The sequence below is a fragment of the Polyangium jinanense genome (assembly GCF_028435365.1).
The window spans coordinates 70,881-97,303 of sequence record NZ_JAGTJJ010000005.1; the positions used below are offsets into that span (position 1 = coordinate 70,881).

22 protein-coding genes are annotated in these 26,423 nt (G+C 65.6%); 13 read left to right on the plus strand and 9 right to left on the minus strand.

Features of this window, described 5'->3' with window-relative positions; genetic code table 11:
* Window positions 1-126 precede the first annotated feature (126 nt).
* Window positions 127-1,065, minus strand: coding sequence for an STAS domain-containing protein (locus tag KEG57_RS13525; RefSeq protein WP_272420182.1), 939 nt, complete (start codon window positions 1,063-1,065; stop codon window positions 127-129).
* 46 nt (window positions 1,066-1,111) lie between these two features.
* Here KEG57_RS13525 and KEG57_RS13530 point away from each other — a divergent pair, with 46 nt between their 5' ends.
* The 4 genes from KEG57_RS13530 (at window position 1,112) to KEG57_RS13545 (ending at window position 6,300) form a co-directional block, all read left to right on the plus strand.
* The gene (locus KEG57_RS13530; protein ID WP_272420183.1) at window positions 1,112-1,291 is read left to right on the plus strand and encodes a hypothetical protein; all 180 of its coding nucleotides are present in this window, start codon (window positions 1,112-1,114) and stop codon (window positions 1,289-1,291) included.
* Window positions 1,292-1,696: 405 nt separating this feature from the next.
* A complete protein-coding gene (locus KEG57_RS13535; protein ID WP_272420184.1) occupies window positions 1,697-3,973 on the plus strand; it encodes a choice-of-anchor J domain-containing protein in 2,277 nt (758 codons plus the stop codon).
* 46 nt (window positions 3,974-4,019) lie between these two features.
* Window positions 4,020-5,108 carry a vWA domain-containing protein gene (locus tag KEG57_RS13540; RefSeq protein WP_272458519.1) on the plus strand — a complete coding sequence of 363 codons (1,089 nt, stop codon included), beginning with the start codon at window positions 4,020-4,022 and terminating at the stop codon, window positions 5,106-5,108.
* 100 nt (window positions 5,109-5,208) lie between these two features.
* Window positions 5,209-6,300, plus strand: a complete 1,092-nt coding sequence (locus KEG57_RS13545; RefSeq protein ID WP_272458520.1) for a hypothetical protein — start codon at window positions 5,209-5,211, stop codon at window positions 6,298-6,300.
* 57 nt (window positions 6,301-6,357) lie between these two features.
* Here KEG57_RS13545 and KEG57_RS13550 read toward each other — a convergent pair whose 3' ends face one another.
* The gene (locus tag KEG57_RS13550) at window positions 6,358-8,280 is read right to left on the minus strand and encodes a hypothetical protein (protein WP_272458521.1); all 1,923 of its coding nucleotides are present in this window, start codon (window positions 8,278-8,280) and stop codon (window positions 6,358-6,360) included.
* Between the two features lie 184 nt (window positions 8,281-8,464).
* Here KEG57_RS13550 and KEG57_RS13555 point away from each other — a divergent pair, with 184 nt between their 5' ends.
* Both KEG57_RS13555 and KEG57_RS13560 read left to right on the plus strand, forming a co-directional pair.
* Window positions 8,465-8,716: a hypothetical protein gene (locus KEG57_RS13555; RefSeq protein ID WP_272420188.1), complete on the plus strand. Its 252-nt coding sequence runs from the start codon at window positions 8,465-8,467 to the stop codon at window positions 8,714-8,716.
* A gap of 217 nt (window positions 8,717-8,933) precedes the next feature.
* Entirely contained in the window at window positions 8,934-10,028 is a 1,095-nt protein-coding gene (locus KEG57_RS13560) for a radical SAM protein (RefSeq protein ID WP_272420189.1), read from the plus strand.
* A gap of 35 nt (window positions 10,029-10,063) precedes the next feature.
* Here KEG57_RS13560 and KEG57_RS13565 read toward each other — a convergent pair whose 3' ends face one another.
* From KEG57_RS13565 to KEG57_RS13585, 5 genes are all read right to left on the minus strand, one after another.
* Window positions 10,064-10,753 (minus strand): hypothetical protein, encoded by a 690-nt coding sequence (locus KEG57_RS13565; RefSeq protein WP_272420190.1) that lies wholly within the window; start codon window positions 10,751-10,753, stop codon window positions 10,064-10,066.
* 85 nt (window positions 10,754-10,838) lie between these two features.
* A complete protein-coding gene (locus KEG57_RS13570) occupies window positions 10,839-11,576 on the minus strand; it encodes a hypothetical protein (protein ID WP_272420191.1) in 738 nt (245 codons plus the stop codon).
* A gap of 57 nt (window positions 11,577-11,633) precedes the next feature.
* A complete protein-coding gene (locus KEG57_RS13575; RefSeq protein ID WP_272458522.1) occupies window positions 11,634-13,364 on the minus strand; it encodes a hypothetical protein in 1,731 nt (576 codons plus the stop codon).
* 112 nt (window positions 13,365-13,476) lie between these two features.
* A complete protein-coding gene (locus KEG57_RS13580; protein ID WP_272458523.1) occupies window positions 13,477-14,718 on the minus strand; it encodes a hypothetical protein in 1,242 nt (413 codons plus the stop codon).
* Between the two features lie 93 nt (window positions 14,719-14,811).
* A complete protein-coding gene (locus KEG57_RS13585) occupies window positions 14,812-15,972 on the minus strand; it encodes a CapA family protein (protein ID WP_272420194.1) in 1,161 nt (386 codons plus the stop codon).
* A gap of 172 nt (window positions 15,973-16,144) precedes the next feature.
* Between KEG57_RS13585 and KEG57_RS13590 the strand changes: the two genes are divergently transcribed.
* Window positions 16,145-17,242: an ATP-binding protein gene (locus KEG57_RS13590; RefSeq protein ID WP_272420195.1), complete on the plus strand. Its 1,098-nt coding sequence runs from the start codon at window positions 16,145-16,147 to the stop codon at window positions 17,240-17,242.
* A 288-nt stretch (window positions 17,243-17,530) separates the two neighbouring features.
* Here KEG57_RS13590 and KEG57_RS13595 read toward each other — a convergent pair whose 3' ends face one another.
* Window positions 17,531-17,788, minus strand: a complete 258-nt coding sequence (locus KEG57_RS13595; protein WP_272420196.1) for a hypothetical protein — start codon at window positions 17,786-17,788, stop codon at window positions 17,531-17,533.
* On the opposite strand from KEG57_RS13595, the gene KEG57_RS13600 reads away from it, so the two are divergent.
* Complete coding sequence (locus KEG57_RS13600; RefSeq protein ID WP_272420197.1) at window positions 17,787-18,266, plus strand: cellulose binding domain-containing protein; 480 nt, start codon at window positions 17,787-17,789, stop codon at window positions 18,264-18,266. The genes KEG57_RS13595 and KEG57_RS13600 overlap by 2 nt on opposite strands.
* Before the next feature lie 87 nt (window positions 18,267-18,353).
* Here the strand turns inward: KEG57_RS13600 and KEG57_RS13605 are convergent, their stop codons facing one another.
* The gene (locus KEG57_RS13605) at window positions 18,354-19,406 is read right to left on the minus strand and encodes a fibro-slime domain-containing protein (protein ID WP_272458524.1); all 1,053 of its coding nucleotides are present in this window, start codon (window positions 19,404-19,406) and stop codon (window positions 18,354-18,356) included.
* A 245-nt stretch (window positions 19,407-19,651) separates the two neighbouring features.
* On the opposite strand from KEG57_RS13605, the gene KEG57_RS13610 reads away from it, so the two are divergent.
* The 5 genes from KEG57_RS13610 to KEG57_RS13630 all read left to right on the plus strand — a co-directional run bounded on the left by KEG57_RS13610 (window position 19,652) and on the right by KEG57_RS13630 (window position 26,366).
* Complete coding sequence (locus tag KEG57_RS13610) at window positions 19,652-20,656, plus strand: fibro-slime domain-containing protein (protein WP_272420199.1); 1,005 nt, start codon at window positions 19,652-19,654, stop codon at window positions 20,654-20,656.
* Between the two features lie 80 nt (window positions 20,657-20,736).
* The gene (locus KEG57_RS13615) at window positions 20,737-23,127 is read left to right on the plus strand and encodes an extracellular solute-binding protein (RefSeq protein WP_272420200.1); all 2,391 of its coding nucleotides are present in this window, start codon (window positions 20,737-20,739) and stop codon (window positions 23,125-23,127) included.
* A 66-nt stretch (window positions 23,128-23,193) separates the two neighbouring features.
* Window positions 23,194-23,997: a carbohydrate ABC transporter permease gene (locus tag KEG57_RS13620; protein ID WP_272420201.1), complete on the plus strand. Its 804-nt coding sequence runs from the start codon at window positions 23,194-23,196 to the stop codon at window positions 23,995-23,997.
* A gap of 70 nt (window positions 23,998-24,067) precedes the next feature.
* The gene (locus KEG57_RS13625) at window positions 24,068-25,138 is read left to right on the plus strand and encodes a GntR family transcriptional regulator (RefSeq protein WP_272420202.1); all 1,071 of its coding nucleotides are present in this window, start codon (window positions 24,068-24,070) and stop codon (window positions 25,136-25,138) included.
* 106 nt (window positions 25,139-25,244) lie between these two features.
* On the plus strand, window positions 25,245-26,366 hold the full coding sequence (locus KEG57_RS13630) for an ABC transporter ATP-binding protein (protein ID WP_272420203.1): 1,122 nt from the start codon (window positions 25,245-25,247) through the stop codon (window positions 26,364-26,366).
* Window positions 26,367-26,423: the final 57 nt, after the last annotated feature.

Here is a 26,423-nt window from a genome sequence, read left to right on the forward strand (position 1 = left end):
CGATCGGGCGTGGAGCCCTGACCCTGCCTTCACGACGAACGAGGGGTCGCGAGATCGACACGGCGGCCGACTTTTTTTCTGCGGCTCTCCAAGTGCTTGAAATAATTGCGCTCTACCCGTGCCCTGTCAGCCGCGCCCCATCGCGAACGCGATGCCGCTCTGCAGTGTGCCGCGCACCACGAGCCCTTCGAGCCCCAGTCCCAGGTCGACGAGAGCCCGCGCCACCTGCGGCCGGATGCCCGTGAGCACCACCTGCGCGCCGAGGAGCCTGACCGCCCGCGCGGCCTCGACGAGCGCATTGGCCACCGCACGATCGGCCACCGAGACCCCGGTCACGTCGAGAATGGCGATGGCGGCGCTCCGCTCGGTGACGCCTTTCAGCAGCGTCTCCAGCACCTGCTTCGCCCTCGCCTCGTCCACCGTGCCGATGAGCGGCATCACCACCGCGCGATCGCTGATGGGAATGAGCGGCGTCGACATCTCGGCGAGCGCGAGCGCCTGCATGCGGATGATCTCCTCCTGCAGCCGCTGCCGCTCCTCCTCCACGCGCTTCATGGACCGGAGATCACGCGTGATCGTGGCCAGCCCGATCGCCTCGTCTTTCGCGTTCTTGGCGAGAAAGAGCGAATAGTGAACGGGGATCTTCGCGCCCGTCATCATGTGGCGAAAGCTGAACTCCCCTTCCCATCGGCCGCTGCGCATCACTTCGGGCAGGATCGTCTCGTAGACGTAGGGGAGATCCGCGGGATCGAAATAATTCGAGACCAGCGTGCGCTGCGCCTCTTCGATGCTCCCGAGCCCGACCATGTTCCGGCCGGCCTCGTTGACGTAGTAGGCATGGCCCTCCATGTCGGCGATTCCGATGAAATCGGAGCTGCTGTCGATGAGCTGGAACAGCGATTCCCGCACGTCCCTGCTATCGATATTCCACACGCACGCCTTTCGTAATGCGTCGATCGTCCGTTGCTGCTCGGCGACCTGCCGCTCCAGCTCCGCAATGCGCTGTCGCGACGGGTCACCGCCGGACGCGTGGGATCCGTCGGAGGCGCCATCAAGGGAGGACATACGCCCAAAAGTACTGACGATTCCGTCCAAGCGCAACCTCATCGTCGTGACTGAAACGCTCGCGACCGACGGGGCCGTGCGGCATACTACCTATTTCGTCCTGAACTGCGCCAGGTTTATGGCGATCCGCACGGGAGACGCTCGCCAGGAAAAAATTCCCACTGCATTAAATGGCGCGTTGGCCGAGCTCATGTGCGAGAAGATACTCGGTTATGTGAAAGTGTAGAATACAGGGTGCAAACCTGCTGCTTTCTCGAAAGCCTGAATGGAGGCTCCAATTTCGGGAGCCCTCGAAATCCCCCTCGCTGACCTCGGAAAAACGGACCGCTCGGGGGCGCGGCGCCTTGCCCCGAGGAACCACCAATGTGCGATGACGCACATCACAAACGCGCACCACGGACTGCACGCGCACGGGCAGAACAGGGCGTTTGCAGGGCCTGGACGAGCTGGAGCGCGAGGGAGATCGCTACGCGCGCGAACGCGGGCTCCCCCACACCATGCCGCGCCTGACGTACCGGGGAGCAACTCTCGAGTCAGCACAGGTGAGCAAAAAAAATCAAGGGCGCAGCAAAAATCGGCGCTGCTCCATGTACCCGCGCGGCTTCAAGGTGTGGTACATGGATGACGAGTTATGCACGGTCGCATCAGTAACTTACTTCGGATTTTGCTCTCGCTCTCGGTGGTGGGGCTCGCAGCGGGCTGCGAAGTGGGAGGTGAGTTCCCCGTCGGGGAAGACGCCGGCACCAGCAGCAGCAGCAGCGGCACCGGCGGGAGTGACCCTGGGCCCTGCGGGATCGACTGCTCGCAGATCGAGACTCCCCAGTGCGCGATCGCGGTGTGCAACACCGGACAGGTGATCGGCCCGCTGAACACCTGCATCGTGATCCCCGCGCCAAAGGGAACCGCCTGCGATGACGGGAAGTTCTGCACCACGAACGACACCTGCGACGCGGGCACCTGCGTCGGCGGAAGCACGAACCACTGCGGGATCGTGCCTTCTCCCTGTTCGTCGGTCATTTGCTACGAGGACGCGAAGTCCTGCGATGTCACGCCGGTGAACGACGGCACCGCGTGCACACCGACGGACCTCTGCCAAAAGAAAGGCGTATGCAAGATCGGGGAGTGCATCGGCGAGCCCAGGGACTGCTCGTTCTCCCCGGAGAGCGAGTGCAACACGGTTGCGTGTGATCCGGCCACGGGCGAGTGCGTCGGAAAACCCGACTCCGCCAAGGACAACACCCCGTGCGTGCTCACGGGCGACCTTTGCAACGTCAACAGGCGATGCTCGGCCGGGCAATGCGTGGGCGGCGCGCCCATGGATTGCTCCGCGCTCGACGTCGGGTGCCAGCGCGGCGAGTGCAACCCCGCGAACGGCCTCTGCAACCCGAGGCCCGCGCCGGTCGGCACGGCCTGCACGGAGGGCATCGTCGAGTGCCAGGTCGGCACGTGCGACGTGAAAGGCGAGTGCCTCCCCTCGCTCGCGGCCGATGGCAGCGACTGCAACGACTACAACGCCTGCACCGCCGCGGACAAATGCATGGCTGGCAGTTGCGAGGCCGGCGATCCGGTCACGAGCTGCTCGACGTACCTCCACGACGGCTTCGAATCCTGCCAGAGCGGCTGGACCTTCGGCGGTGATTGGGAATGCGGCACGCCCGAGAACGTGGGTCCGCCTGCGGCCTACATCGGCACGAGCTGCATCGGCACGCAGATCGATGACCTGTACCACGTGAACCAGCTCTTCAGCAGCGCGGTCGCGGACTCGCCGCCGATCAACCTGGCCGGGGCCACCACCCCGATGCTGTCCTTCTGGGCGTGGGACCACACCGAAGGCGGCACCTTCGACGGTTGGAATCTGAAAATCAGCACCAACGGCGGGCAGAGCTTCACGCAGGTCACGACGGTCACCCCGGCCTACAACCTGAGCCTCGTCGGCCAACCCGCATGGGGCGGGAATCACTCGGCGAAAGGCTGGCAGAACTACTCCGCGGATCTGACCGCTTACGCCGGCCAGTCGGTCATCCTGCGCTTCGCCTTCCGCAGCGACGCCGCCACGGTTTTCCCGGGTGTATACATCGACGAAGTCGTCGTCGCCGAGCCGCTGCAGATTCCGCTTTACATCACCACGACCTCCCCGCTCACGGACGTGTACGCGGGGATGTCCTACTCGACGCAGATCACCAAAATCGGCGGCACGAGCGGCTCGGTGTGGACCCTCAAGGGAAGCGGTCAGAATGCGGACTGGCTGACGATCGATCCGACGACGGGCGTGCTCTATGGCACGCCTTCGGCGGCGGAGGCAGGGCCGGTGACAGTCACCGTGCACGTCGAGGAGCCATCGTTGCCCTCGAATTACGCGGAAAAGACGTTCATCTTCACCGTCAAGCCAAACGCGTACTACACGAGCTTCGAGGGCACGTGCCCCGACGGCTGGACGCTGACCGGCGATTGGCAGTGCGGTGTCCCCACGAACGTGGGCCCCGAGGCCGCTTACGACGGGACGCAGTGCATCGCCACGCAAATCGCCGGTCCTTACAGCTCCTCCCAGACGTGGGCGGGGACGACCGCCACCTCCCCCGACATCGACCTCACCGGCGTGGCGAGCCCGAAGCTCACGTTCCGCATGTGGATCGATACCGAGGGTTCGCAGTATGATGGCGTCAACCTGAAGATCAGCACCGACGGCGGGATGAGCTACTCCGTCGTCAACAGCGTCTTGCCGGCATACCCGCTGACCATCGCCGGCCAGCCCGCGTGGGGTGGTCACCATGCCGGCCTCGGCTGGCAGCTCGTGCAAGCCGATCTCTCGGCCTACGCAGGTCAGATCGTACGCTTGCAATTCGGTTTCCAGAGTGATTCTTCCGGGAATTACCCCGGCGCTTACATCGACGATATCTTCATCGAGTGAGGAGCAGCCCATGAGCCGCACGACAAGGACCCATCGGCTTGTTATCATGTCACTCACCCTGGCCAGCCTCGCCGCCGCGTGGGGGGGCTGCGCCACGGGCAATGCCTCCGGAGACACCACGGCGAGCAGCTCGAGCTCGTCCTCCGGCGAGGGCGGCGCGGGAGGCCTCGGAGGGGGCGGCACGGGTGGCGTCGGAGGAATCGACTTCGACGCGGGGGGCGCGGGCGGCCAGGGCGGCGCCTGCGTCTCCACCAGCGCGGAAGCCCGCCGCATCCCGCTCGACATCATCTTCCTGATCGACCAATCGGGCAGCATGTCGGGCGCGAAGTGGAACGGCACGAAATCGGCCCTGACGACGTTCTTCAACGATCCGGCATCGCTCGGCATCGGCGCCGGCCTGGTCTACTTCCCGACCCAGGAGCCGTACGACTGCAACCCCACACACTACGCGCTCCTCGACGTGCCCATCGACGCGCTGCCGACGAATGCGTTTCCCTTGACGAACTCGATGCCGGCCGACGCGACGGGGATTGGTACCCCCACCTACGGCGCGCTCAAGGGGGCGCTCTCGGCGGCGGCCGCCTACCAGGACACGCACAAGACGCACAAGGTCGTCGTCGTTCTCGCGACTGACGGCGAGCCCCTCGGATGCGAGCCGAAGACGGTCGACGACATCGCGGACCTGGCCGAGAGCGCGCTCGACTACAACGGTGTTCGCACGTATGTCATCGGCGTGGCCGGCTCGCAGCTCACGACCCTCAACAAGATCGCGGCGGCGGGTGGGACGACGGCGGCCTACGACATCACGCAGGACATCAGCGAGTTCGCCGCGAAGATGGCCGAGATTCGCCAGGTGGCGCTCGGGTGCGATTTCGAGATCCCGGAAGCGCCGAACGGCATGGAGATCGAACCGAACCAGGTGAACTTCACCTATATGCCGAAAGGCGTGGGCATGCCGAAGCTCTTGCCCCGCGCCGACGATCTCGCCGACTGCAAAGACCTGCCCGGCTGGTACTACGACAGCAACGCCGGCCCCACGAAGATCATCCTCTGCCCTGCGTCCTGCACTACGGTGCAGGCCGACAGCAGCGCGAAGGTCAACGTACTCTTCGGCTGCAACTCGATCCTCAATTGAAGTAAACTCGCCCTTCTCGCGTCGTTGTTCGAGGGCGCGAAGTCAGCGCCGGTCGTTCTCGAGGTAAGCCTTAACCTTAACCCAAGAAGTGTAGGACGATATGCTTGGAAATCATCGCGTCTCTTTGGCCCTCGCGCTCGTGACCACCGTGGCCACCCTGGCCGTGGGTTGTGGTAGCGAGGGGGATAACGTGCGCCCCGACGGCACTGGCGGCTCCGGCGGCACCGGCGGGATGGGCGGGAGCTCCTCCTCCATGAGCTCCTCGAGCAGCGGCGGCGGCGGCGCCGGCGGAGGGGCGGTCTGCCCGACGCACGAGGGCCCGGTGTTCGCCGTCAAAGAGCTCTTCTTCGGCGAGGGCAACAGCGGGGAGTGGAAGACGTTCGGATTCAACCTCGACGACAAGGAGTCGACCGGGAATTCGACCGACGTGTGCAAGCCGAACGCGGGCGGCTCGGCGCAGACGGCATATCCCGACGGCGATCAGGGCATCGATAACTCGTTCGGGAAAAACCTCCTGCCCACGATCCTCCTCCTCTATCCGAACTGGGTGAATGACGTCAACACGGGCATCCAGAACGGCAACTTCACCGCGCTGGTGAAGTCGGAATGCATGCCTGCGACGGGTGACGCCCCCGTGCTCCTGAGCAAGCTCTTCGGCGGGACGACGCTCGGCGGGGCGCCCAAGTTCGACGGGACGGACAAGTGGCCGGTCGAGCCCGGGCTCCTCAGCGATCCCATGGATCCCCTGTCCTCGACGATCCTCTTCGAGAAGAGCTCGGTGACGGGCTCGATGTTCGACTCGGGCAAGGGCGTGACGGTCGTCCTCTCGGTCCCGGTGCGCACGGCGGACAAGAGCACGTCGATCAAGCTGACCTTGTATTCGGCGCACATGACCATGAAGCTCGCCGACGATCGGAAGAGCGCGACGGAAGGCATGATCGGCGGTGTGCTCAACACCGAGGAGTTCGTGGCGGAAATCAAGAAGGTCGGCGACCTGCTCGGCTTGTGCGGCAATCCGCTGTTCGATAACCTCGTGACCCAGGTCCGCCAGGCGTCGGACATCATGGCCGACGGCACGCAGGATCCGGAAAAGACGTGCGACGGCATTTCCATGGGCCTCGGGTTCGAGATGTACGAGGCGCAGCTCGGCGACGTCGGGCCGGCGAACGAGGTTGGGTCGGCCTGCCCGTGATGGCGAATCGGGGCGCCGAGGGCCACACGCCCCCGCGCCCCTGACCCTCCGCCGCGTTCATCTCTCCCGCCGCCGAAACACCACCGTATTGTCCTGACGAACACCCATTCCGACGAATTCCCATTCTTCCTTTTGGGATTCGATCGCCGCCCTCGCCTGGCTCTTCGCGCCGACCACGACCCACGTGGGGCGGAGCTCCACGAGCCGCGTCAGGAGAGCATCACGCCCCTCCCAGCGCAGGTATTTCAGGTGGTTCGACATCGCGTCGTTCCATAACGCGCCGAGAAAAGCGGAGTCGTCGGTGAACACGACGAGGCTGCCCGGACCGAGCTCGCGCTCGCGTTTTTGCGCGACATCCGGCGGCAGATGGTACCCGCCCGAGTATGCGCTCGCGCGCTCGGCAGGCGACATGCTCACCAGCGCCGACAGCTTGCCGGGCATGGGCTCGAGGCCGAAGAACCACACGTACCAGGCCCACGGGACGAGCGAGAGGACGAGCGCCGAGGCGACAGCGGCTTCGTGCAGGCGCGCGGACTTCGAGGCGCGCGCTGCGAGCCACACGATACACGCGACGGCGAGCGCGACGATGTGGACGTTGAAACGGGCAATGTTGAGGTTCGGGGTGAGACGGAGGAAAACGGCGCCGAGGGCCACGAGGACGAGCACGCGCTCGGCGCTGGCGTCGGGCTTCTTCGACAAACGCCCGCGAACGGCGGTGAACGCCGCGACGAGCGCCGCGATCGAGGCGAGCGGGACGACGACCCAGGGGACGGCATAACCATAATCACGCGCGATGATGTCCGCGACGCCGCCCGTGGGGTGGTGATACTTGATGCGCGCAATCGTCGCGAGCGGCGGCTCCGGGCTGAGCTGCGCGAGGGTCCCGACGCCGCGGAAATGAATGCCGAGCCGCGAGATGGCGTGATCGACCGGCCAGAGCGGATTGCCGAAGGCGAGCCAGTTACGGCCGAACGTGAGCGCAGCGATGCCCGTGAACGAGACCAAGCTCGAAACGAGGACGAGCGCCGTCGCGCGTGGACGCGCCTTCGCGTGGCGGCGCAGGAGATTCACGCCGGCGACGAGGGCCATGGGCGGCGCCCAGAAGAGCGAGGCGCTCTTCGAGGCGAACACGAGCGCGAGGCAGCCGGCGGTGATGACGGCGTCGCGCATGCGCGCCTCCGCCCGGGTCGCGAAATGGAGAGCGGCGAGCAAAAAAGCCCCAACGACGACATCGATCATCGACGTCCGGAGCTGGCTCGTCGTGGCGGGCATCAGCAGAAGGACCGCGGCCCAGCCCATGCAAGGGACGGGATCGGGGGCGAATCGGCGCGCGAGCAGGAAGACGCCCAGGGCGAGGGCTGGCGCTGCCAGGGTGTTGCCGATCTCGATGAAGGTTTTTCCGGTAAAAGCAACGAAGAAAAGCGCGAACGCCTCGGCGCCGCGGGGGTATCCATTCGTGGCTTGAACGACCAGGGTCCGCGGCAGGTCGACCATCTGGAAGCCGTGGTTCTGGAGGGCAAACCCGATCATCGGCTCGTGATAAAAAAAGCCGTCCCACGACTCGGAGGGTGCGAGGTACGTGATCCACGCGGATCCGACGATGGCGAATGCGGAGGCGAGCAGGCCCAGGACCACGGAGCTTTGCGCGCGCCATGCGAGCACGAGCGCGTCCCAGGGCAGCCGCGCGAGCGAGCTGCCGGCACGCGCGATTTCACGCACGAAAACGCGCGGCACGCGACCGCGAAGAGAGGCCGCGAAGGTCGCTCCCGACACGACGAAGGAAAGCAGCGCGAGCGCGCCGGGCGTCAATCGGTTCGTGTACCCGAGCGCGAAGACGGGGGCGATGATCAATCCGAAAAACACCGTGGAGGCGAGCAGGCCGAGCTCGGCGCGGCCTTCGGGTTCCGCGCGAAGCGCGATGCCGAGCGCCGCGAACGCGGCAAACGAGAGGAGCACGCAGAGGAGCAACGACGAGGCCACGGCAGGAGGGGGTTACACGAACGAACGCGCGGCGCCAAGCGCCGTGTCTGGGAGCCGACATAGGCGTGGAAATGGCGGCGCCCGGGGGCCCCTTGCGATCTCCCCTCCCCCGCGCGCGCACGGACCGCCCACGAGCGGCCGGGCCTTGACACGGCCGGTTCCGGTCACAAGTTGCACGGCCTGAATGAGCACCAAGGCCTCCCTTCACCTCGCCCGAGCCAGCAAAGCCGCGAAGCTTTTGAAGGAGGCGACGTCGCAAGAGGAAGCCGCGCTCCTGCTCGACGCGGGCCTCAGCGAGCTGAACGCGGCCCTCGCAGCGGCGCCAAAGGCGCTCGCTGAACGTGTGCAGCGCGTGGTCAACGACATCGCCCGGCAGATGATGAGCGTCGTCAACGAGGACGTTCTCGCCGAGGCGGTCGAGGCGGCCCAGGCCTGACGGTCCGGGTAGTCCCCCTCCTCTCCGTCCACACCCGCCTCCTCCCAGCCACCTCCCCAGCGCCGAAGACACCGCCGCCCCCGGGCGACGATGCGCACGAGCCCGCGCTCCGACGGCCCCAAGTCGAGCTGCTGCCGCCTGCGCGCCGTCCGCGAGAGCTCCTGCTAACTTGGACGTGGTTCGCTTACGAGCTGGCTTCTCCCGATGGAGGATGGCAATGAGCTTCCATACGACCCTGGAGCGATACGATTTCGACGACGTATCGCGCCGCCTTTCGAGCACGGATGGCTTCACGGATGCGGACGTGGAACGCGCGCTCGACGTGGCGCCCGGGGACCGAGGCCCCGAGGACTTTCTGGCCCTGCTCTCGGCCCCGGCACTGCGACGCTTGCCCGACCTCGAAACCCGGGCGCGCACGCTGACGCGCGAGGTGTTTGGCCCCGGCATCGAGATGTTCGCGCCCCTCTACCTCTCGAATACCTGCAAGACGACGTGCACGTATTGCGGGTTTGCATATAAGAACGATATCACGCGGAAGACGTTGACGACCGACGAGGCGGAGGAGGAGGGGCGCATCCTGCATCAGCGTGGATTCCGGCGGCTCCTGCTCCTCACCGGCGAGGATTACGTGGCAACGCCGGTCGCGTATCTGGCAGACGCGTGCCGGGCGCTCGCGGGGATGTTCCCTTCGCTGAAGCTCGAGGTGTATCCGCTGAGCGAGAGCGATTACGAAGGCCTGCGCGCCGCGGGGGCCACCGGCATCGTCTGTTATCAGGAGACGTACGACCGCCGGCGCTACCGGGAGGTCCACCTTCGCGGGATGAAACGCAAGTACGATTATCGGCTCAATTGCCTCGACCGGGCTGCACGCGCGGGCCTTCTCGAGCTGAGCACCGGGGCGCTGCTCGGCCTCTCGGATCCCCGGACCGATACATTCTTCGCCGGCATGCACGCCCATTCCTTGCTGCAAACACATCCAGGCGCGAGGCTCTCCATCTCGCTCCCACGCCTGCGCCCGGCGGCCGGCTTCGAGGACGTTCCCCTCCTGCCCGATCCCGTCTACGTACAGATGTTTCTGGCGACGCGCCTCTTCCTCCCGCGCGCGGGCTTGATCCTGTCGACCCGCGAGCCCCATGCCATGCGCATGCATCTCGCGTCGCTTTGCATCACGACCATGAGCGCGGGCGTGAGCGTGGCGCCGGGTGGTTATTCAGGCGCCGATACGACACCGCAGTTCTCGCTCGGCGATCACAGCACGACGGCGGAAGTGGCCGAGAGCTTGGGCACGCATGGCCTTCACGCTTCTTTTTGAGACATGAAGCGCTTCGGTGGCCCCGAGCTGTTGCCCTACTTCAGCGACGGGTCTCCGCCAAGCCAATCGCTGAATGCACCACGCTCGCGTCGACACTCCACGATCACGACGCGTTTGTCCGCATCGGAGGACGTGCCCCACTGCGAGGGCATGAGAAGGCTGCCGGTGCCGTCGCCGCAGGCGCTCAAAATCTGCGGACGAATCGCTTCGACTTCCTTGGGGCCCTTGGCGGCGGGCGCCTCGGTGCACGGCGTGAAATACCACCCGCGCTTGGGCGACGAGATCGTCGGGTCGGTCCAGCCTGCCGGCGTCGCGCGGCTCTCGACTGAGACCTGTCGAACGCCACAAGCGGTGACGGTCGCCAATTCGAATTCGATGAACCGCGTCTCGCACTGCGCCCGCATCTCGGCGGCCGAAAGCTCGCCCTTCGAGGTGGTGAGCTTCGCCTCGGGATAATCGCGGGCGAACGTCTTCCAGGCGTGCGCCTCACCCACAGGGACGTCGCCACCGCACGCCCAGAGCTTCTTCCTCGCCTCGACGCGCGACTTCACGTCGGCATCGGTCTTCAGATCCACCGGCGCGTCGACGCCCATGGCCGCTTCGAACTCGGCGAGCATGACTTTCGCCATGTCCGGATCCGGGGAGCGGGCGTTGCCCCCCAAAAGCGCCCCGCAGCCGGTCCCGAACAAGACCAGCGCGATTGTCGCGAGCACCCTAGATTTCATGGGAAAGGGGCTATGCCGGGTGCCATCCCCTGTCAAGCGGAAAGGATCGGCATTGCGGGCGTGCGGGACGATTCCAATGGAATGTTCAATCGTTACCGTTTTTCGCGGGATCCAGACCGAACACACGCTCATATCGAGCGCTCACATGGCAGCCCATGCACGACGCGACGCGCCCCGCGGACGTCACCTCTCCCGCGGGCGTCACCGTTCCATAAACCCACCCCGCATCCGTGCCCGGCGTTCCGGGCGCGACCTTGAGCACGACATAAGCCCCGGCGAGGCGTGAGGCCCGGTAAACCCGATCGCCGACCCGCGCATACGGATTGAAATGGTCCTCCTTCATGGTTTTTTCCTGGAGGTGGGCGAGATCTTCCGGGGGATTCGCCTTGTCCACGAGCTCGGGGTAATAGCTCTCCTTGACGAGGATCTGCCCCACCGGCTGGGGCTCGGGCGCGGCGGCCTGGGTGAGCGGATAGGTCTTCTGCTCCTTGACGAACACCGAATAGAGCTTGCGCGCGTGGTCGCCGTCCTCCGCGCCACTCATGCGCGCGCGGCCGGGCTCCGGCATACGGCAGAGCCAGGGCGCCCAGCGCAGCTCGTCGTCGACGCGCCCCCAGGCCTTGTAATCGCGATACGCGGCAGCGATGACCGGGACGAACCGGGGATCGAGCTCAGTGGAGGGGGCAGGTGCAGCGGAAGCGTTCGCCGGAGCCGGCGGCGTCCGCGCATCTTTGCCGTTGTCGACCGGCGTGATGGGCTCGTCGAGGGGGCGGGTGCACGCGGGCGCGAGGGCGAGGGCGAGGAGGAGCAGGGCAGGACGCATCGGTTCCATGATACGCGCGCGGCGCGCGGAAGATCTGCGCCTTTCACCCGGCGCCCGTCACGTTTGGCGCGCCGCGTCGGGTGCGGCGAATCGGCCGATGATGGCAGGCTCGTGGCTCACGGAGATGATAACGATCTCCTCGTCCGTGGCGATGGCGATCCGATCGGCGGCAGGACTGAACGCGGCCGCGAGGATCATCGTGTCGATCCGGAACCACAGCTTCTCACCGTCGCTGACGACTCCGGTGCCATGAAGGAAGCGAAATCGATTCTGCGGGGTCGAGCCGAGCGCCGTCGCCGTCTCTTCGCCATCGCCTCCATCGCGCACGTCGGGAGCCTCGGGGGACATGCGCACCACGGGATCTTCCGCGTCGACCCAGGACTGCATGACGGGGTCGAGCTGCGGGATTCCCGTGTCTAGATCCAGGACGGCCGTATCGTCCTCCTCGCCGACCCAGGCGTAACGGCCGTCGCGCGTGGTGGCCAGAACCGCGGGCCGATCCCAGCCCCAGCGAAGGGGCGCAGGCCGCGGGCGTGCGGGCTGTGACACGTCCTCCGCGACATGACCGACCACGAGGTCCTCGGGCTCGGCGTGCTCGAGCAAGCGCAGCGGCATGTCCGCGGGATAGGTATCGAGATATTCTTTCGTGTCGAGGTCGAGCACGGCCACGCTCGCGCGGCCCGATTTGGCGTCCCAATACTCGTCCTGTTCGAACCAATCCCACTCGTTTCGAATCCACTCCGCCATGCGCAAGCGCGAGCCGTGGATGCTGGTGGCGATTCGACCGCACGAGGGAACGTGCGCGAGCACGTCGCCGCCGGTGGTGACGAGCCACGATCCGTGGGGCCGCTGCACGAACAGCCGCTCGTCGTCGACGAAGAAGAGGCCCACGACCTCGGTCCCTACGTCCTCCGGCAAACGGCTGGGCGCGCCCATGAGAAGCACGGGCGACGAAATCGGCTCTGGCTCGGGCCACGGGCGCGTCGCCGCTGGTGGCGAAACGGTCGCTTGCACGACGACCTCGAAGAGTTCCTGGACCGTGTGCTGCTGGTTCATCAGGACAATCGGCGGCGGCGAGAGCTCGACGAGCTTTAGCTGGCTCTGCGCCGCGAGCACGAGGGAGCGCCATGCCTCGTTGAGCGGGCCTATCCACGGGTCGACCATGGCCGGACCGAGATCACCGAAGAAAGGGCGCATCCCTGGCGGCGGCAGCGGGATGGCGCGCGTGACCGCCACCGCCACGAGCGCCGGGTCGGCTCCTTTGCGGATCAATGCTGCCTCCAGCGCGGCCGGGCCCGTCGCGTCGGCGTTCTCGTGCGTGTCCATTTCTTCGGCGGGGCGAACGGTGTCGCCGTCGAACCATGCTTCGCAGCGCGCGATCGCGCGGACCTGATCCGCCAACAAACCCAGCGCGTCGGCCACGATGGGCACGACCGCGGGATGCACGACGCCCGCGACGAGGACATGGCCGTATCGACGCTCGCGCAGCGCGGGTGTGGAGCAGAGGACCCCGCACTTCTCGCATGACTCGCCCGCGTGCTCCTCCCCGCACAGCGCACCACACGCGCAGCAGAACGGGCTCACGGGCCCGAAGATCCGCTGGCAGAAAATGCCGTCGCGGGCTGGTCGGCGCCCGCTGCCCGACCAGCGCCGCATGAGCTCGATGCTGGTCACGCGCCCGTGCGAGCGCATGTCTTCGGAAGCCGCGGGATCGAGGAGGTTCGTCCGGACCCATTGAAGGTCCGCCACGACATCCGATGGAGAAAAGAACCGATCTCGAAGAGACATGGGCGCGATTTTCCCTCGGCAAACCACGATGCCGGCGAGGGATGCCCGTACGCGACCTTCTCGGCGGCGTCAATGGGGGAACGAGCGGCCTACCACCTTGCGGTTCGAGGATTCAGGGCGATGGACTCGGCCGCCGCGTGGTGATGCTGATTTGACCCGGGATCTCCTCCGTGAAAGACGCGACCGTGGCCACCTCGGCAGCTCCGCCGCGCACGCGGGCGACGCGAATCTCGCCGTCGATCCCACCGGCGCCGTAGGCGATCAGCGCGTCGTCGCCGCAGATGCCTGGAGCCGCGCTGATCGCCGAATGGGGGTTGGCTGCCGGGTCGATCGGGAGAGGCTCGCCCCAGCCCACGCCGGGCACGTAGCGCAGCGCGTAGACAACGCCCGTCGTCGCGGCCATGCCGACGATCACGTCGCCCGCGGGGGTCGCGGTGAGGGCGAGAACGAGGCTCTGGTCCGCCAAGGTGATGCTCTCCGGGGCCGACCAGACACCCTCGTGGAGCCTCGTCGCCGCGATCCTGGCATAGCTCTCGTAGTACACGACGACCACGTCACCGTTTGGCAACGCGACGGCGCGCGGGGGCGCGACGGGAACCTCGGCCTGGAAAACCTCGATGTCGTCGCGGCAATGCATATCCGTCCAGCTTCCGCCGTCCGCCCAGAAGATCTCCGTGTCGCAGAGCTCGCCCTGGGGGCCCACACCGACACCGAGAACGGTGCCCGACCCTTCCCTGATGACAGCCGCGGTCAGATCGAACGGCGCCGGGTCGGGATAGGGATGCCAGTCGAACGCGTCCGGATCGAAATAGGCGAGGATCGATCCTCCGACGCCACGGCCGAGGAGCAAGGAGCGTCCTACCGTGACGGGCGGGTTCCACGGCTGCGGGAACCAGCCGTGGACATCGTGGAGGTCGAAGCTCTTACCATCGGAGGTCGACGCGAAACGGCTCTGCGCGGTCTCATCGCTCCCCTCGATCCAGAACACGCCGAGATGATCATAGACATCCACGTACGTCGTGAGCGCATTCGCGGTCCCAATCACATATGCGTTCTTGGTCCACGTGCCCTCGTGATCGAAGGCGACCAGGCTGGTTGCGTAGCCCATGGCCGCGACAATCGCAGCCTCGCCCTGCGCGCAGGTGGGCGCGGGGAGGCCGCCGCTGCCGCCGCCGCCGCCGCTGCCACCGGTGGACGACGACACGCTCGTGTCTCCACTCGAGGCGCTGGACGCGCTGCTCCCACCGCCGGCGCCCGTCGTCTCGATGTCGACCTCGCTCCCGCACGCCGCGAGCGCGGCCACGAGCGCGCCTGCCGCGATTGCGCGCCTCCGGGCGCTCACGATCTCGAACATGATGTCTCTCCTCCGTTTCGCCCGCCCCGATCGAGCAGGCACGACGAGGGTGGCCGCACGGCGTCGGCCACGCACCTTAAAGCCGATTAAATCTCACCTCCAGCGGAGGACGAGGTCTCCGCCCTCGTCGAGGTCCACCTGCGCGCCGAAGCCCCGGCTGATCCGATGGAGGGTATCCCGCAGCCACAGCGCCGCGCTCCGGCCGACGCGATGCAAGCTGAAACCTCGAATCTGCATCGGCGTCATCCGAAGGCTCGCGAGCTCGCCCGTCCGTGGATTCACGACGGGAAAATACATCAGGGCGAGATCCCCCCGGAAGGACACGTGGCCCGCGATTCCCTCGTAGTCGTTGAGGAAATCGCCGCAACCGTAAAGGATGAGCTTGTTCCTGTAGACCTCGATAGGCCGCACGTGGTGCGACGAGTGCCCGTGGACGAGGTCGATTCCTCCCTCGATGAGCGCACGCGCAAAGCGGACGTGCTCCTCCGGAACGTCGTACCCCCAGTTGCTCCCCCAATGGATGGACGCGACGACGACGTCCCCTGTCCGTTTGACGCGACGAACCCGGTCCTCGATCTCGAGCGCGGTCGCCTTCGACAGGTCGGCGAGCCGATCGACACCGGGAGAATCGCCCGTCGCGGCCCAGCTCGCGGGAATGCCGCTCGACTCCGTCCCGAAGGCGAGCACGAGGAGCCTTCTGTCTCCGCCGAGCGGGAGGACCGCGGGCGCGCGCGCCTCGCTCAGGTTTTTCCCCGCGCCGGCGATCTTCAGCCCCGCCTGCTCCAGCGTCGTCAGGGTTTCGAGGAGCCCCGCGGTACCGAAGTCGAGCACGTGGTTGTTCGCGAGGACGCAGACGTCGATCCCGGCAGCGGCGAGGCAAGGGGTGTTTTCCGGGTGCATCCGGTAATTGATGCCCTTGCCTTCCCAATACGTGTCGCTTCGCGTGACGCTGGTCTCCAAATTGATGATCCGCGCCGCGGGGGCCACCCGCTCGAGCTCGGAGAGGGCGTCTCCCCAGATAGACGAGAACGCGACGGGCCGCTGGATCGGGCCGTTCGTTTCCTCCGCCATCGTGATGTAGGACCTGGCATCCCGTACGTACGGCTCGTAAAGGGTCGGCTCGCTCGGGTGTGGCAGCACCTGATCGATCCCTCGCCCGGTCATGACGTCTCCACACACGAACAATGTGAGGAGCTCGCCCGGCAGAGAATGGCTTCGCCCGCGCAGATCCATCCACGGCGCCGCTTGGTGCATCCCGCTCCTGCTGTCCAGCGTGCGCCGCAGCGCACGACAGGGCCGCTGCACGAGCGCCCGACGCTCGGCGCTTCGAGTAGCGCACGGCGGCCGTCCCACGGTAAGCTTGCGGAGCGAGAAGACAGCGCTTTCCTCCCATTCTGCTTGGTGAGGCGCGGAGCGAGCCTTTCCCATGAATCACCCCACGATCGACATCGACAAGATCCGTAAAAGACCGGGCATGTTCATCGGAGATGTCTACGACGGCAGCGGCTTGACGCACATGATCTGGGAGTTGCTCGCGAATGCGCTCGACGAGCACGTCTGCGGTACCTGTCGGGCGGTCTCGATCTCGCTCAACGAGGACGGCTCGGTCACCGTCCAGGACGACGGTCGCGGGATTCCGACGCACGAGCTCGACGGAGTTCCCTTCGTCCAGAAAGCCCTCACCTCGTGGCATCAAACGCCGACGTTCGACGGGCACGCACCCCACGAACACGTTGGCCTCCGGGGCGTCGGGATGATCGCGGTCAACGCCTTGTCCTCGTGGCTCGAACTGGAGATTTTTCGTGAAGGAACTCATTACAGGCAACGCTACGAACGTGGCGTACCGTGTGGCCCCCTCGAAGCTGTCGAATCGACCCATCAAAGCGGGACGACGATCACCTTCCTTCCCGATCCTGCGATTTTCCCGAAGCCCTGGTGCAACGCCGGCACCATCACCGCCCGGTTGCAAGAGCTCGCATACTTCGTCCCTTCCCTGAGGCTCGCCTTCGCAGACCGGCGCAAACATGAGTTTCACGAGCCACGCGGCCTTCGCGCGTTCCTGGAGAGGACGCGCCGTCCGGGCACGCACCTCGGCACCTTGACCGTCGAGGAACGCGTCGGTGAGATCTTGGTCGAGGCAGCCATGGATTGGCGGGACGGGCCATGGGCTTCGTCTTCCATTGATAGCTACGCCAACATTGAACGTACGACGGATGGCGGAACGCACGTGCAAGGTCTCATGACCGGCTTGGCTCTTGGACTCCGGGACGTCGAGGGGTCGCGCGTGCACAAGCGACCGCTGAAGCAGCTACGCGGAATCGTCTCTCGAGGTCTCCATGCCGTCGTCTGTGTGCGGCTCCGCGACCCGACCTTCGGCGCCCCCACGAGGAGCAGGCTCATGACGCCGGCGGTCGCGAAGGCCGTTTCCGGGGTGGTGCGCCATGCTTTCGTGGTCGAACTCGAGAATAACGTGGAGCTGCGTCGACATTGTATTCGCCTGATCGACGGAGAGCACGCTCGCTGAGGAAAGCACCTCGCTCTGGTAGCCCCACCGAGGACGCCGCGGCCCGGCGCGATGCTGCCGCGCAGTAAATGGCCATTTCTAACCGTGTTTCCGATTTGTTTCGTCGGAGCAACGTGATAGTGCCGATCTCGTTATGCCATAGGGAGGTGTCATGAACTCTCGCACGAGCCGTGCCTTTCACGTCCTCTGCTCTTCCCGGACGAGATCGAGCATGCAATGCGTCACGCTCCTGCTGATGTCGGCGCTCCTTCTCGCGAGCTGTGCCGAGGGGCTCACCGGCGACCCCGATCAGAACACCGGTGCTGGAGCCGGAACCGGCTCCGGTGGCATGGGAGGTGCCGGTCCGGGAGGGGCGTCGAATTCGTCGAGCTCGTCCGCGTCGTCGAGCTCCTCTGCATCATCGAGCTCCTCTGCATCATCGAGCTCCTCTGCATCATCGAGCTCCTCTGCATCATCGAGCTCGTCCGCGTCGTCGGGCACGGGGGGTAGCGGGGGCGCTGGCGGAGGCGGCGGCGCGGGCGGTGCTGGCGGTGACCCGACGGGCATGGTGGTCCAGTACAAAGTGGAGATCAGCGCCACCGCGACCTCGGCCATCGGTTCCCAGTTCTGGATCGTCAACAACGGCAGCGACCCGGTGAACCTCGATGATCTGACGCTTCGTTATTACATGACCAATGAAGTCGCTGCGACGCTCATCAAGGCCATCAACTGGGCCAATGTCGGTGCCGTGGCCGGCCCGAGCACGGGATTCCCCACAGGAAACATCGGCGTCAACGTGATGCCGATGGCCATGCCCGCGCCGTCTGCCGACACCTACGTGGAGTTCAGCTTCAGCGGCGGTAACAACATGCTGGCTCCCGGCTACCGCGTGCAGTTTTCCTGGACCGTTCAGAACTTCATGTCGCAGTCGTTCGATCAGCCAGGGGACTATTCGTTCAACGCCGCGGCCTCGGCGCAGACGGAGTGGAAAAACGTGGTTCTGATGTACCAGGGACAATCGGTGGTGTGGGGCATCGAGCCCTGACGAACGCTCTCCAAGCCCCATTCCACGGATACCTCTTCTCCGGACGATCGACGGAGAAGAGGTATCCGTGGTCGGGCCACGCGGCGTTTACTTGGGGACTTCCGGCCCGCAATCCACGAACGAGAGGTTCGTGTCGATACGGAACGTCGACTCGGGCGTGTGTCGCTCCGCGTGAAACAGGTCGAGCGGATAGACGTTGCCTTTCATGATGCCGAGCTGCTCGGCGGACGCGTCGAGGACGACCGAGGTCGATCCTTTCGGGTGAAGCCCGCCCAGATCGACGGCGAGGTGGCCGTTGATGAAGACCCACACATCGTCGTCCCCCTCGAACAGGAAGGTCTCGCCGCCATTGTATTGAAACCGCGTGTGCAGCTCCGTGGTGAAGCTGAAGTTGCGGATGACGCCGGCCTTGTCGACGCCCGAGTTGCCCCAGCCCGCCTCGTCGAGCGGAAAAAACGACAAGCTCTGGAACGTGAAGAGCCCTCCCGGCTGTGGAGCGAGCCAGAGCTGGAGCAGATAGGGCTTGTTCACGTTCGTCGTGTCGCGATACCACAGATCGAAGTTTGCCTTCGTCGTCGTCTCGGGTCCGAAAGGACACGTCGGCGGCGGGGCTGCGTTCCCTTCCTCGCACTTCGAGGCGTAGACGGGCTTCTCGTCGGCGCCGAGGATCGGCTCCACGAGGCCCTTCGTGATGTCGTTGCCGTACAAAGGGCCCTCGAAATCGGGGTGCCCGCCCGCCTCGCTCCTGCCTTTGAAGTCACGAACGACGGCCACCAGGACATTCCCGCACTCCTCGTTGCCGCCCGGGGCTCCTGCGTCGTTGCCCGACCCCTCGCTGGTCGGCGCCCCGAGCTTGTAGCCCCCCACCTCCGTCGCGAGAAAGCCCGCGGGGAGCGTCTCGATGATGCCGCCGGCGTCATCCGCTCCGGCATCGGGAATGTTGAATCCCCCCACGCCGACGGAAATATCGCCTCCAGTCCCGCCGCTGCCGCCACTTCCAGCGCCGCCGTTGCCGCTGCCGCCGCCGCCCGTGCTGTTGCCGCTGCCACCGCCGCCGGACGATGCGCTACACGCGGCGCACGACAAAAGCCACGCATAGACGAGTATCCGCACGGGCAGCATACGCTTCATCCGATCCATGGCATGGCCCCCAATCGAGTGGACTGTTCGCCTAGCCTAACAACACAGGATGGCGACCGCGATCCATCAAATTCGTAGTCAATGGATCGGTTTTACCGACGTGGCGACGAGAATCCACCCATATGGACTTTTTTCGCGCCGAGCCCTCGCGCAATGATGACGCAATGCGGCGCCGACGTACGAATGCAGCGGTAAAAATGCACACTGTACTGTGCTCCCACCCGGCTTTCTTTATCGTTCGAACCATGCTTCGACGACCCCTCCTCTTCGCCTCTTTGGGTGTTGCGATTTTCGGCTCGATCGCTTGCAGCGCCACCTCCGCCGGACCCGGCGGCAGTGGAGGCGGTGGCAGCGGCAGCGGCAGCAGCGGCGCATCGAGCGGAGGCTCGGGCGGCGAGGGTGGTCTCATCCTCGTCGGCAGCGGAGGGAGCGGCGGCGGCGGCGGTCCTGACAAACCACCGCCGAAGATCGACGAGACCTTGCCTCCCGGCTTCACCGCCGAGACGACGTACGGCGGATGGAAGATCCTCGGGCTGCTCGAGGATTTCAACGAGCCGAGCGACAACGTCTGCGCCAACGTGCTGCGCGCCATCGCGCGCGACTTCACGCAGGCGCACATCGACTTCGGCCAGGAGAAGCCGGCGTCGTGGACCGCGCCCGGCCTCTACATGGGGCATGTCCTCCCGCTCCTCCCCGCCGACCGCAAGCCGGACGTGAACCCGTCGCGCACGCCGCTCGACGTGATCGAAGCCTTCGATGATTGGTACAGGAACATCGACGGCGTGAACGTACCTTTCGTGATCGATCTGTGGCTCGAACCCGATCCGAACAAGGAGGGGTACTTCCTGTTCGACTCGAACAGCTTCTTCCCGCTCGACAAGTGGAACACCTCGCCGGGCGACGTGCAGATCGGCGGCAACGACGTCGGCCCCCACAACTTCCTGTTCACGATCGAGCTGCACACCGCCTTCGAGTACAAAGGTGGCGAAATCTTCAATTTCCGCGGCGACGACGACGTGTTCGTCTTCATCAACGACAAGCTCGCGGTGGACATCGGAGGCATCCACGGTCCGCTCGAGGGCAACGTGAACCTCGACGCGCGCGCGGCCGAGCTCGGGATCACGGTGGGCAACGTCTACAAGCTCGATCTCTTCCAGGCGGAGAGAAACCCCGGCGGCTCGAACTTCCGCATCGAGACGAGCCTCGATTTCCGGGCGTGTGGCATCCTGCCGAGCGACGTCCCGAAGTGACCGGGTCCGCCGGTAAATACGCTCGTTTAACCCAGTTTTCGATTGTCTTGTCCGCCTCTGCGTGGCTAAAGTGCCGCGCCATGCGCCGCTCCTGGTCGGTTCGCCTGGCGGCTCCCTTCGGTCGAGCCCCCCGGTCGAGCGGCGCTCGGCTCGGGCGAGCCTTTGCCTCCCTCCTCTCCCTCCTCGCCATTGCGCTCTCCGTGCTGATCTCTCCTGCCGCACGCGCAGAGGAGCTGCCTTCGCCGTCGCCCGAGGGGCGTGTGCGGGTGAGCTACTGGGAGAAATGGACGGGCATGGAGAAAGAAGCGATGGAGTCCGTCATCGACGACTTCCATCGCTCGCAAACCAGGGTCTGGGTCGATTATCAATCGGTCTCCCAGTACCAGCACAAGACGCTGATCGCGACGGCGGGCGGCGACCCGCCGGACATCGCGGGGCTGCTCGCGGCCGACATCGCCGATTTCGCCGAAAAGAATGCGCTCGTCCCGCTCGACGAGCTCATGCGCGGCACGCACATGAGCCGCGAGAGCTTCCTTCCGGTGTACTGGGACATGGGCGTCTATCGGGACCACGTCTGGGCCGTCGTATCCGTGCCAAACGTGGTGAGCCTGTACTGGAACAAGGATCTCTTCGCGAAAGCGGGGCTCGATCCGGATCGCCCGCCGCGCACCATCGCGGAGCTCGACGCGTTCGCGGAGAAGCTCACCGTCGTCAAGGGCGGCAAGATTGAGCAGCTCGGATTCATGCCGACCGACACGAACTGGTGGCCTTATGGCTGGGGCTTCTGGTTCGGCGCGCGGCTCTGGGACGGCGGCGCGAACATCACGATTGATTCGCCGGAGAACGTGCGGGCATTCTCCTGGTTTCAGAGCTACGGAAAGCGCCACGACCCCGGGCAGCTTCAGAATTTCACGAGCTCGTTCGGTAACTTCGCCTCGGCGCAGAACCCGTTCCTGAGCGGCAAGCTCGGCATGGTGCTCCAGGGGATCTGGATGGGAAACTTCATCCAAAAATTCAGCCCCGGGATGCGCTGGGGCGCCGCGGCTTTCCCCTCCGAAAAAGAGGGCGGCCCGCCCGTCGCCATCGCCGACGCCGACATGCTGGTGATCCCGAGCGGCGCCAAGCACCCGAACGAGGCCTTCACGTTCCTCAAATACCTCACGCAGCAAGGTCCCATGGAAAAGCTTTGCCTGGGACAGCGGAAGCTCTCGCCGCTCCGCAGCGTGAGCCCGTCGTTTTACCGCGAGCACCAAAACCCCTTCATCAAGAGCCTGCAGGACCTCGCCGCGAGCCCGGGGGCGACGCCTCAGCCACGGATCAGCGTCTGGAACGAGTATACCCTCGAGATTCGGAATGCCTCGCAGCGGCTCTGGCTCGGGGAGGCGACGGCCGAGCAGGCGCTCGGCGACGTCAAGCAGGTCGTCCAGAAATCGTGGGACCGCCATCGCCATCGGCAGGAGGCCGCGCCGTCGCGATGGCTTTCCGTGCTTCCCTTTCTCCTGATCGGGCTCTTTGGGGCGGGAATCGTGGGGGCGGCTTGGCGCGAGCGGAACAGGCTCGCCAAGATGAGCGGCGTCGAGAAGCCGGTGCGCTCGAACGCGTCGCTCGGCAAGGGGCTCGCGTTCTTTTCCCCTTGGGGCATCGGGCTCCTCGTGTTCCTCGCCTATCCGGTGGCGTCGTCCATCGTGTATAGCTTCTGCGATTACTCGGTCCTATCGCCGCCGAGGTGGATCGGGCTTCAGAACTTCGTCGATCTCTTCCAGGACGAGGTATTCTGGATCGCGCTCCAGAACACGCTGATTTACGTGGCGATCGCGCTCCCGCTCGGGCTCACCGTGGCGCTCTTCTTCGCGCTGCTGCTCGACGCCAAGCTGCGGGGCTCGAGCATCTACCGCACGCTCATCTTTTTGCCCACGCTCGTCCCGGTCGTCGCGGGGGCGACCATCTGGATCTGGATGCTGAACGGCGAGTATGGCGTCATCAACCATTTCTTGCACCAGGCAAGCTTCGGGCTCTTCCCGAAGACATCGTGGCTCGCCGAGCGGCGTTTCGCGCTGCCATCGCTGATCCTGGTGAGCACGTGGACCGTGGGACAAACGGTCTTGACGCTGCTCGCCGCGATGCAGGACGTACCGAGATCGATCTACGAAGCCGCCGACATCGACGGCGCGAGCTTCTGGCAAAAGATCCGCCACGTCACGATCCCCATGATCTCTCCCGTCATCTACTTCAACGCGATCATGGGCATCATCGGCGCCCTGCAGGTGTTCGCGACGCCCTACATCATGACGGCCGGCGGCCCCGCGCGGGCGACGCTGTTTTATACGCAGCGCCTGCACGAGAACGCGTTTTACTTCCTGCGCATGGGGTACGCCTGCGCCATGGCGTGGATCCTATTTCTGGTCGTGCTCGGACTCACCGCGCTCGCACACCGCCTCGGGCATACCCGGGTCCACTACGGAGGGGCGTGATTCATGGCCGCCGCAGACTCCCCCTTCAGCAGCACGTTTCGCCGAAGACCGTGGTCGAGAGCCATCGTGCATCTCTTCCTCATCGTCGGCTCGCTCGTGTTCGTCTTTCCCGTCTTGTGGATGCTCTCCACTTCGCTGAAGCCCATCGAGCAAACGCTGACGCCCGAGCCCGTGTGGCTCCCGCGCCCGATCGAGATCGGGAACTACGCGTCGACCATCGCGTACATCCCGTTCCTCCGTTACGCGCTGAACACGGTGTTCGTCTGCGCGCTCGCGACGATCGGAACGACGCTGTCGAGCGCGCTCGTGGCGTTCAGTTTCACGCGATTGGAATGGCCGGGGCGAAACCTGCTCTTCGGCCTGACGCTGGCGACGATGATGGTGCCGTTCCCGGTCGTCATGGTACCGCTCTATAGCGTCTACCGGACGCTCGGCTGGATTGGCAGCCTGAAGCCGCTCTGGGTGCCCACCTTTTTCGGCAGCGCCTTCAGCATCTTTCTCTTGCGGCAGTTCTTCATGCGCATTCCGAAGAGCCTGCCGGAGGCCATGACGCTCGACGGCGCCTCGGAGTTTCGAATCTTCTGGCAGATGTACCTGCCGCTCTCCAAGGCGCCGCTCGTGGTCGTCGCGTTTTTTCAGCTCATGTACTCGTGGAACGACCTCCTCGGCCCCCTCCTGTTCCTCACCGACCAGAGCACGTTCACGCTGACGCTCGGACTTCAGGCGTACCAGAGCCAGGAAGGCGGCACCCAGTGGCACTACTTGATGGCCGCGTCGGTCATGACCACCCTGCCGATCGTCGTCCTCTTCTTCATCGTCCAGCGGGCCCTCTTTCAGGGCATGAGCTCGACGCAGAACTTCGAAGGTTGAGCGGGCGACGACGTGGTCACAGGAGCCTTGCCCCGCAGGATATCCGCCGTGATAGTCTCCGCGTCGGACCATGCCATCGCGAAAAGTCGAAGCCATCGCGCGATTGCTCAAAGAGCAGATCCTGGCAGGGCGGTACGCGCCCGGCTCGCGGCTGCCGACCTACGACGCTTTGATGGAGCAGTTCGGCGTCACGCGTCCGACCGTCGTGCGTGTGCTCGATACACTCCGGGAGGAAGGTCTCCTCACGGTCAAGGGCCAGCGCAAGGTCTTCGTGACGCAGCGATTCCCGCATCACGATCGCTACGTCTGGGTCACGAGCGAGCAGCCGGGCTCGAACGAGTGGTCGCTTTTTCTGGCGATCACCCACGAGGTCATCGAGCGGGGCGAGACTGGAATCACCGGCCAGGTGAGCGCGCTCGTGGGCGTGGACGGCCGCGCCAACAACCCCGAGTACCGGCAGCTCTGCGACTTCGAGGGGCGCGGATCGGCGGCGGGCCTCTTGCTCGTCAACTCCGCGATGATCTATCTGCTCCCTGTGCTGCAGAAGCCCGGGCTGCCGCGCGTCGCGATCGGGGCGCCATTGCCTCACGCGAACCTGGTCGCGCTCGATTTTGCGGGGCTGATCGACCGTGCGTCGGCGCGCCTGCTCGAGAAAGGGCGGCGCATCGCGGTCATGTCACCTCATGCGTCGAAGCTCGCCGCTGCCCAGGAGTGCCTCGAGGGGTACGGCCAGCATCCCGACCGCGTGTTCACGGTGCACGCAGCGCCGATTGGATGCGAGCGGCTCACCGAGCTGATGTTCGACCGCCGCAGCCGCCCGGACGCGATCTTCGTGATGGACGACAACCTGGTCCCGCCGCTGCTCGCGGGGCTCGAGCGCGCGAAGGTGAAGGCCGGCGAGGATGTCTACGTGCTTGCCCATTGCAACTGGCCGAGGCCGCTCGGCATGGCGGAGGGCGTGGAGCACATTGGCTTCGACGTCCGGGAGGTCCTTTGCGCGGGCAAGGATCTCATCGACGCGCACCGCGCGGGGGCTCCGTGTCCCTCGCGCCTCGTTCCCGCTCGTTTTCTGGGCGAGCTGACGCGCCCTCTCTCCACGGCGACCGACGCGACCGTGGAAGAGAAAACCGTCCATCCCTGAAAAACGTCTTTTGCAGGCGGTTCCATGTCGAAGCGCGCTCGCGTCGCATCGCGAGCAACGCTTTCGTGCGCCAAGGGACACCACGAGGAGTGGGAGCGAAGCGATCATGGCCAGCGTGACTCTGAAGGACGTCGTGAAGGTGTACGAGGGGGGCGTCAAGGTCGTCGACGGCTTCAACCTCGACATTGCGGATCGCGAGTTTGTCGTGCTGGTGGGGCCCTCCGGCTGCGGCAAATCGACCACGCTGCGAATGATCGCCGGGCTCGAGGAGCTCACGTCCGGCACCATCCGGATCGGCGACCGTGTCGTGAACGACGTGCCTCCGAAGGATCGCGACATCGCGATGGTGTTCCAGAATTACGCGCTCTACCCGCACATGACGGTGTACGAGAACATGGTTTTCGCGCTCAAGCTGCGAGGCCAGGGCGCGACCGTGATCCACGAGAAGGCCATGCGTGCGGCTAGGATCCTCGGCATTGAAGGGTTGCTCGATCGCAAGCCCAAGGCACTCTCCGGCGGGCAGCGGCAGCGGGTCGCGCTGGGACGCGCCATCGTGCGCGAGCCGAAGTGTTTCCTCTTCGACGAACCGCTCTCCAACCTGGACGCGAAGCTTCGCGTGCAGATGCGCGCGGAGATCAAGCAGCTCCACATGAGCCTCCACGCGACCACCGTCTACGTGACCCACGATCAGGAAGAAGCGATGACGCTCGGGGATCGCGTGGTGGTGATGAAGGACGGGGTCATCCAGCAGTGCGACGGCGCGCTCGAGATCTATCATCACCCGAAAAATCGCTTCGTCGCCGGCTTTCTCGGTAGTCCTCCGATGAACTTCTTCGAAGGGCGGCTTTCGAGCGAGGGTGACCGCTTGCTCTTCGACGAGGGGACGGCGAAGATTCCAGTGCCGGAATGGGCGCGCGCCGAGCTCGCGCCGCGCGCGGGGTCGGTCGTCGTGATGGGCGTGCGGCCCGAGGCGATGTCGGACCAGGCGAGCGCGCGCTTTGCGACCGCGGACCATTCGCTTCCGATGCGCGTCACGCTGATTCAGCCGCTGGGGGACAAGATGGACGTGGTCCTCGCGACGGAACGGCATCCGCACACGGTCGCGCACGTCGACGCGCACGCAGGCATTCGCGCGGGCGAGACGTTGCCGGTCTACATCGACACGGAGCGCGTGCATTTCTTTGCACCCGGCGCTGTCGGCGAGCGGATCGCGACGAAGCGCCGATAGAAAACAAAAAAAACACAGACGCACTCATTTCGCGATGCGCACACGCGCATTCACGTG

Bases quoted from the DNA above. Each gene is read 5' to 3' on its own strand.
- KEG57_RS13615 (WP_272420200.1), top strand. From the start codon at position 20,737: ATGCGCCGCTCCTGGTCGGTTCGCCTGGCGGCTCCCTTCGGTCGAGCC.
- KEG57_RS13560 (WP_272420189.1), top strand. From the start codon at position 8,934: ATGAGCTTCCATACGACCCTGGAGCGATACGATTTCGACGACGTATCG.
- KEG57_RS13630 (WP_272420203.1), top strand. From the start codon at position 25,245: ATGGCCAGCGTGACTCTGAAGGACGTCGTGAAGGTGTACGAGGGGGGC.
- KEG57_RS13545 (WP_272458520.1), top strand. From the start codon at position 5,209: ATGCTTGGAAATCATCGCGTCTCTTTGGCCCTCGCGCTCGTGACCACC.
- KEG57_RS13625 (WP_272420202.1), top strand. From the start codon at position 24,068: ATGCCATCGCGAAAAGTCGAAGCCATCGCGCGATTGCTCAAAGAGCAG.
- KEG57_RS13580 (WP_272458523.1), bottom strand. From the start codon at position 14,718: ATGTTCGAGATCGTGAGCGCCCGGAGGCGCGCAATCGCGGCAGGCGCG.
- KEG57_RS13575 (WP_272458522.1), bottom strand. From the start codon at position 13,364: ATGTCTCTTCGAGATCGGTTCTTTTCTCCATCGGATGTCGTGGCGGAC.
- KEG57_RS13590 (WP_272420195.1), top strand. From the start codon at position 16,145: ATGAATCACCCCACGATCGACATCGACAAGATCCGTAAAAGACCGGGC.
- KEG57_RS13540 (WP_272458519.1), top strand. From the start codon at position 4,020: ATGTCACTCACCCTGGCCAGCCTCGCCGCCGCGTGGGGGGGCTGCGCC.
- KEG57_RS13535 (WP_272420184.1), top strand. From the start codon at position 1,697: ATGCACGGTCGCATCAGTAACTTACTTCGGATTTTGCTCTCGCTCTCG.
- KEG57_RS13600 (WP_272420197.1), top strand. From the start codon at position 17,787: ATGGTGGTCCAGTACAAAGTGGAGATCAGCGCCACCGCGACCTCGGCC.
- KEG57_RS13525 (WP_272420182.1), bottom strand. From the start codon at position 1,065: ATGTCCTCCCTTGATGGCGCCTCCGACGGATCCCACGCGTCCGGCGGT.
- KEG57_RS13595 (WP_272420196.1), bottom strand. From the start codon at position 17,788: ATGCCCGTCGGGTCACCGCCAGCACCGCCCGCGCCGCCGCCTCCGCCA.
- KEG57_RS13610 (WP_272420199.1), top strand. From the start codon at position 19,652: ATGCTTCGACGACCCCTCCTCTTCGCCTCTTTGGGTGTTGCGATTTTC.
- KEG57_RS13565 (WP_272420190.1), bottom strand. From the start codon at position 10,753: ATGAAATCTAGGGTGCTCGCGACAATCGCGCTGGTCTTGTTCGGGACC.
- KEG57_RS13555 (WP_272420188.1), top strand. From the start codon at position 8,465: ATGAGCACCAAGGCCTCCCTTCACCTCGCCCGAGCCAGCAAAGCCGCG.
- KEG57_RS13585 (WP_272420194.1), bottom strand. From the start codon at position 15,972: ATGCACCAAGCGGCGCCGTGGATGGATCTGCGCGGGCGAAGCCATTCT.
- KEG57_RS13605 (WP_272458524.1), bottom strand. From the start codon at position 19,406: ATGGATCGGATGAAGCGTATGCTGCCCGTGCGGATACTCGTCTATGCG.
- KEG57_RS13570 (WP_272420191.1), bottom strand. From the start codon at position 11,576: ATGCGTCCTGCCCTGCTCCTCCTCGCCCTCGCCCTCGCGCCCGCGTGC.